At 72.8% G+C, this 6389-nt stretch carries 5 protein-coding genes; 2 read left to right on the top strand and 3 right to left on the bottom strand.

Annotated features, from left to right (window positions below; translation table 11 throughout):
- The first annotated feature begins 169 nt into the window (after window positions 1–169).
- Window positions 170–844, top strand: coding sequence for a hypothetical protein (locus tag ABZ749_RS26510; RefSeq protein WP_357232569.1), 675 nt, complete (start codon window positions 170–172; stop codon window positions 842–844).
- 129 nt (window positions 845–973) lie between these two features.
- Here ABZ749_RS26510 and gabT read toward each other — a convergent pair whose 3' ends face one another.
- Both gabT and ABZ749_RS26500 read right to left on the bottom strand, forming a co-directional pair.
- Complete coding sequence (gene gabT / locus ABZ749_RS26505; RefSeq protein ID WP_357232566.1) at window positions 974–2281, bottom strand: 4-aminobutyrate--2-oxoglutarate transaminase; 1308 nt, start codon at window positions 2279–2281, stop codon at window positions 974–976.
- 27 nt (window positions 2282–2308) lie between these two features.
- Window positions 2309–3745, bottom strand: coding sequence for a gamma-aminobutyraldehyde dehydrogenase (locus ABZ749_RS26500; RefSeq protein ID WP_357232563.1), 1437 nt, complete (start codon window positions 3743–3745; stop codon window positions 2309–2311).
- Between the two features lie 142 nt (window positions 3746–3887).
- On the opposite strand from ABZ749_RS26500, the gene ABZ749_RS26495 reads away from it, so the two are divergent.
- The gene (locus tag ABZ749_RS26495) at window positions 3888–5327 is read left to right on the top strand and encodes an aldehyde dehydrogenase family protein (RefSeq protein ID WP_357232560.1); all 1440 of its coding nucleotides are present in this window, start codon (window positions 3888–3890) and stop codon (window positions 5325–5327) included.
- Here the strand turns inward: ABZ749_RS26495 and ABZ749_RS26490 are convergent.
- A partial coding sequence (locus ABZ749_RS26490; protein ID WP_357232557.1) for an SUKH-3 domain-containing protein occupies window positions 5324–6389 on the bottom strand: 1066 nt, incomplete at its 5' end. The genes ABZ749_RS26495 and ABZ749_RS26490 overlap by 4 nt on opposite strands.

Genomic DNA, 6389 nt, shown 5'->3' with positions numbered 1-6389 from the left:
CTGGTCGTACGGCGACCGTTACTGGGCGCTGATAACCAGGGCCCCGAGCACCCGGTACGGCCCGGTGGACCTGGTCGCCGCGCGATCGATACCCGTGCCGGCTGAACGGTAGGACGCTCCGGTCCGTACCGGTGGGTGAAGAACACCACCGAGGACGGGAGTGACGGCGATGAGGGTGCAGCGCAGGCACGTGCTGGCAGCGAGTGTGGCGGTGCTCGCCGCGGTGGGCGTGTCGGTGGGGACCAGCTTCGGGTTCGCCGACACGGCCCCGGCACGGTCGTCGGTCTGCTCCGGTTCGGTCACCTTCTCCGCGGAGGGCGGGGCGCCGGCGGCGACCAGCGACCGGTTCCCGGTGGGCACCCGGCTGCGGGTGACCAACCTGGACAACAACCGGGCGGCCACTGTGACGGTGACCGGCCCGTCGGGCAGTTGTGTGCTGCTCAACTCCGCTGCCATGGAGCTGGTCCGCGAGCCCGGCAAGAATGTGATCCGCCGCAACGTGGTGGAACGCGTCGACGGCGCGGCCCCGCCCGCCGGCGCTCCGGCCCCCGGCACGGTCCGTCCCGGCGTCGCGTCTCCCGGCGTGCCCGGCCCGGCGCCCCAGTCGGTGTGCTCCGGGGCGATCACCTTCTTCGAGGAGGCGGCCGGTCCGGCGGCGACCAGTGGGCAGTTCCCGGTGGGCACCCGGCTGCGGGTGACCAACCTGGACAACAACCGGGCGACGACTGTGACGGTGACCGGCCCGTCGGGCAGCTGCGTCCTGCTCAACTCCGCCGCCATGGAGCAGATCCGCGAGCCGGGCAAGAACCTGGTGCGCCGCAACACCGTCGAGGTGCTTCGCTGACATCGCGCGACGGGCCCGGCACACCGGGCCCGTCGCCGGACGGACCTGGCACACCGGGCCCGTCGCCGGACGGACCTGGCACACCGGGCCCGTCGCCGGAGGGGCCCGTGCACCGGGCCCCTCCGCCACTCACCCGAAGGCGGCGTCGAGGAGGTCCGCGCCTCGGGTGAGGTGCCCGTCGGAGATCACCAGCGGGGGCAGGAAGCGCAGCACGTTGCCGTACGTGCCGCAGGTCAGTGTGAGCAGGCCGGCGGCGTGACAGGCCGCCGAGATCGCCGCCGTGGCGGCCGGGTCGGGGGTGAGGGTGCCCGGCAGCACCAGCTCCACGGCGAGCATCGCGCCCCGGCCGCGTACCTCGGCGACCCGGGGATCCCGCTCGGCGATGGCCCGCAGCCGGGGGACCAGCACCGATTCGATCCGTCGGGCCGCACCGGCCAGGTCCAGCTCGCGCATTGTCTCGATGGTGGCCAGCGCGGCGGCGCAGGCGATCGGGTTGCCGCCGTACGTGCCGCCGAGCCCACCGACGTGCACCGCGTCCATCAGCTCGGCCCGACCGGTCAGCGCGGCCAGCGGCAGACCACCGGCGATGCCCTTGGCCAGGGTCACCAGGTCGGGTTCGACGCCCTCGTGCTGACAGGCGAACCAGTCACCGGTACGGCAGAAACCGGTCTGGATCTCGTCGGCGACGAAGACCACCCCGGCCGCCGTCGCCCACGCGCGCAGCGCGGGCAGGAAACCCGGCGCGGGTACGACGAAGCCACCCTCGCCCTGGATCGGCTCGATGAGCAGCGCGGCGACGTTCTCCGCGCCGACCTGCTTCTCGATCATCTCGATCCCCCGGGCCGCCGCCTCCACGCCGGAGAGCCCACCATCACGCAGCGGGTACGACATCGGCACCCGGTAGATCTCCCCGGCGAACGGCCCGAACCGGTGCTTGTACGGCATGTTCTTCGCGGTCAACGCCATGGTCAGGTTGGTCCGGCCGTGGTACGCGTGGTCGAACACCACGACCGCCGGCCGCCCGGTGGCGTGCCGGGCGACCTTGACGGCGTTCTCCACCGCCTCCGCGCCGGAGTTGAACAACGCCGAGCGCTTCGCGAACCCGCCGGGCGTCACCGCGTTGAGCTGCTCGCACACCGCCACGTACGACTCGTACGGCGCGACCATGAAGCAGGTGTGGGTGAACCGTTCCACCTGCGCCCGGACCGCCTCGACCACCCTCGGGGCCGAGTTGCCCACGCTGGTCACGGCGATGCCGGCGGCGAAGTCGATCCACTCCCGGCCGTCCACGTCGGTGATCGTCCCGCCGGACGCACTGTCCACGTAGGAGGTGATCACACTGCCGACACCTCGGGCCACGGCGTCGCCGCGCCGCTTGTGCAGCTCCTCGGACGTCGGCGCGGCACCGCTCTTCGGTCGCGGCTGGGGGGCTCGCAAGACCGGCTCACTCCTCGCGCTCACCGGTCAGCCCTCGATGTTGTGCATGACGTGCTTGATCCGGGTGTAGTCCTCCAGGCTGTAGACCGAGAGGTCCTTGCCGTGCCCGGAGTGCTTGAAGCCACCGTGCGGCATCTCGGAGACGAACGGGATGTGCGTGTTGACCCAGACGCAGCCGAAATCGAGTCGACGGGTCATCCGCATGGCCCGGCCGTGGTCGTGCGTCCAGACCGACGCGGACAGGCCGTAGTCGACGCCGTTGGCCCAGCGCACCGCCTCGTCCTCGTCGGAGAAGCGCTGCACGGTGATGACCGGCCCGAACACCTCGTCCTGGATGATCTCGTCGGCCTGACGCAGCCCGGAGACCACTGTCGGCGCGTAGAAGTAGCCGCGTTCGCCCTGCCGGGACCCGCCGGTCTGGATCGCCGCGTGGTCCGGCAGGCGGTCCACGAAACCGCTGACCCGGGTGAGCTGGTTGGCGTTGTTCAGGGGCCCGTAGAGCACGTCGGCGTCGTCCGGTGCGCCGGTCTTCGTGTTGCGGGCCTGCTCGGCGAGCGCCGCCACGAAGTCGTCGTGGACGCCGGGGCCGGCCAGCACCCGGGTGGCCGCTGTGCAGTCCTGCCCGGCGTTGAAGTAGCCGCCCATCGCGATGGCCTCGGCGGCCGCGGCCACGTCCGCGTCGTCGAAGATCACCACCGGGGCCTTTCCGCCCAACTCCAGGTGGGTGCGCTTCAGGTCGGGGGCCGCCGCGGCGGCCACCTCCATGCCCGCGCGGGTCGAGCCGGTGATCGACACCAGCTGCGGGGTCGGGTGCGACACGAGGGTGCGACCGGTGTCCCGGTCGCCGCAGACCACGTTGAACACGCCCGGTGGGAAGAACTCGGCGGCGATCTCGGCGAGCAGCAGTGTCGACACCGGGGTGGTGTCCGACGGCTTGAGTACCACTGTGTTGCCGGCGGCGAGCGCGGGGGCGATCTTCCAGACCGCCATCATCAGCGGGTAGTTCCAGGGGGTGACCTGCGCGCAGACGCCGATCGGCTCACGCCGCACGTAGGAGGTGTGCCCGGCCAGGTACTCCCCGGCGGACCGCCCCTCCAACATCCGGGCGGCACCGGCGAAGAACCGGAACTGGTCCACCGCCGGGGGAAGCTCCTCATCGGCGGTGAGCTGGCGGGGCTTGCCGGTGTTGCGCACCTCGGCGTCGACCAGCTCGGCGGCGCGCGCCTCCACGGCGTCGGCGAGCTTGAGCAGTGCCCGCTGCCGCTCGGCCGGGGTGACCTCCCGCCAGCTCTCGAAGGCGGTGGCGGCGGCGTTCATCGCCGCGTCCACGTCGGCGGCGCCGGAGACCGGGGCCTGGGCGAACACCTCACCCGTGCAGGGGTCGACCAGGTCGGCGTAACCGCCATCGGACGGGTCGACGTAGGAGCCGTTGACGAAGTTGCGCAGCTGCTGCTGGTCACTCATGAGGGATCACTCCGAGGGGGCCGGGGGCGCGATTCTGCGGCGGTTATCGCAATCTCCCTGCCATCTTCGCTACTGAATTCGCGGCAGACAAGGGTTATCGCGACTGTTTCCGTCGGCTGGTCGCTCGGCTACTCTGCTCCGCGTGGAGCCCGTACCCATCTTCGTCGCCTCCCGCCCCGCCACCGGCGAGGGTGAGTTGACCGTCCACCACCCGTACGACGGCCGCCCGGTGGGGCGTACCACAGTCGCCACGCCCGAACAGGTCGACGCCGCCGTCGCCGCGGCGGCCGGTGTGGCCGCGCAGGCCGCGGCCCTGCCCGCGCACGCCCGCGCGGCGGCCCTCGACCACGTGTCCCGGCGGCTCGCCGAGCGCGCGGGCGAGATCGCCGCCCTGATCACCGCGGAGAACGGCAAGCCGCTCAAGTGGGCCCGCGCCGAGGTCGGGCGTGCGGTGTCGACCTTCCGGTGGGCTGCCGAGGAGGCCCGCCGCTTCTCCGGCGAGTTGCAACGACTCGACACCGACCCGGCCGCCGAGGGGCGGATCGCCCTGGTCCGCAGGGTGCCGCGCGGGCCGGTGCTGGGCATCACGCCGTTCAACTTCCCGCTCAACCTCGTCGCCCACAAGGTGGCGCCGGCCATCGCCGTCGGGGCGCCGATCATCGTCAAGCCCGCGCCCGCGACGCCCCTGACCGCGCTGCTGCTCGGCGAGCTGCTGGCCGAGACCGACCTCCCGGCCGGGATGTTCTCGGTGCTGCCGCTGCCCAACGACCGCGCCGCCGAACTGGTCACCGAACCCCGGCTACCCGTGGTGTCGTTCACCGGCTCCGGGCCGGTCGGCGCGGCCATCCGCCGCGCCGCGCCGCAGAAGCACGTGACGCTGGAGTTGGGCGGCAACGCCGCCGCGGTGCTCTGCGCGGACTGGACCGCCGACGAGGACCTGGACTTCGCCGCGCAGCGCATCGCGACGTTCGCCAACTACCAGGCCGGCCAGTCGTGCATCGCCGTCCAGCGGGTGTACGTGCACCACGCCCTGCACGCCGACTTCCTGCCCCGACTGGTGGCGGCCGTGCGAGGGCTGCGGACCGGAGACCCCGCGTCCGAGCTGACCGACGTCGGGCCGATGGTGTCCGAGGACGCGGCCCGCCGGGTCGAGACGTGGGTGGCCGAGGCGGTCGCCGCCGGCGGCACCGTCGAGGTGGGCGGCCTCCGCGACGGCGCGACCTACCCCCCGACCGTGCTCACCGGCGTGCCGGCGAACGCCAAGGTCGTGGCCGAGGAGGTGTTCGGGCCGGTGCTGGTGGTCACCCCGGTCGCCGACGACCAGGCCGCGTTCACAGCTGTCAACGACTCGGCGTACGGCTTGCAGGCCGGCGTCTTCACGCGGCGCCTGGACGTGGCCTTCGCCGCCGCCCGCGCGCTGGAGGTGGGCGGAGTGATCATCGGTGACGTGCCGTCGTACCGCGCCGACCAGATGCCCTACGGCGGAGTGAAGGGCAGCGGCGTCGGCCGGGAAGGGCTGCGCAGCGCGATGGACGACTACACCGAGGCCCGGGTCATGGTGCTGACCGGCCTCACGCTCTAACTCGGGTCGGCCGGCCAGGTGCCGTCGTCGCGCACCCGGGCGGGTGCGCGGCCGAGCAGCAGGGTGGTCAGCGCGGCGTCGATGGTGTCGCCGAGGAACCACTCGCCGGCCTGGTCGAGCGCGAAGACCCGGCCGCGCTCGTCCACCGCCAGGATGCTGTCCTGCTGCTCGGTGCCGATCGGAAAGAGGCGTACGCCCAGCACCGCGCCGAAGTCCGCGAGGCTGTCGGCGGTGTGCGCGATGGCGTGCGGGCGGATGTCGAAACGGGAGACCCACACCTGCTCGCCCCGGCCGCGTCGCGCACCGACCAGGCTGGGGAACGCGGTGAGCGCCTCCACCGCGGCGGGAAAGACCTCGTGCCGATGGCTGCGCCCCGGCACCGACGTGACGTCCCGTACGGCGGCGGCGGCCATGATCTGATCCCCGATGTGTGGCTGCCAACCGGCCGCGACCAGCGCGTTCGCGACCTCCACCGGGAACCGCCCAGGATCGGGGTCGGGTGCCTCCGGCGCGTTCCAGGTCTCGGTCCAGGCGCGAGCCGACTCCGGGAGGACGTTCGCCCGGACCAGGAAGGAGATGCACGAGTCGCAGGGCCGTTCGGCGGGCCCGCCAGTGGGGTCGCCCGGCTCACGGACCCGGAAGATCTCGAAGCGGGCCCCCTCCAGCAGCGCCGCTGCCTCGGCCCGCCCCATCGGCGCGATGCCCTCGGCGGCGCGGCGGTGGTCGTACTCGTGCAGGACGTCGGAGACCACGATCAGCTCAGCGTGCGCCGCCCCGCCGCGAACCAACTCACCGGGCGGCAGCTGGTCGAGATAATCGCGGACCAGCGGGTGATGGTTGAGTGGCACGTCGGCCTTCGTGCCCTGGGCCGTCCAGATCCGTCCGTCGATGGTCAGGTGCGCGGCGGTGTTCGGGGTGGCACCCCGATGGATCTCCCGGACCAGCAGGGTCGACGGGTCGAGAGTGCGGGGGGCGGTCGGCTCGGGGGGCCGGCTACGCCGGTACAGCTCCGCCACCACAGCGCTCGGCACCCGGGGCCAGGTGGTGACAGTGCCGGTCTGC

Source organism: Micromonospora sp. NPDC047753, from assembly GCF_040642735.1.
GTDB lineage: Bacteria > Actinomycetota > Actinomycetes > Mycobacteriales > Micromonosporaceae > Micromonospora.
Note: the sequence above shows the minus strand (reverse complement) of the source record. Positions and strands in the feature narration are given on the sequence as shown.

Bases quoted from the DNA above. Each gene is read 5' to 3' on its own strand.
- ABZ749_RS26510 (WP_357232569.1), top strand. From the start codon at position 170: ATGAGGGTGCAGCGCAGGCACGTGCTGGCAGCGAGTGTGGCGGTGCTC.
- ABZ749_RS26500 (WP_357232563.1), bottom strand. From the start codon at position 3,745: ATGAGTGACCAGCAGCAGCTGCGCAACTTCGTCAACGGCTCCTACGTC.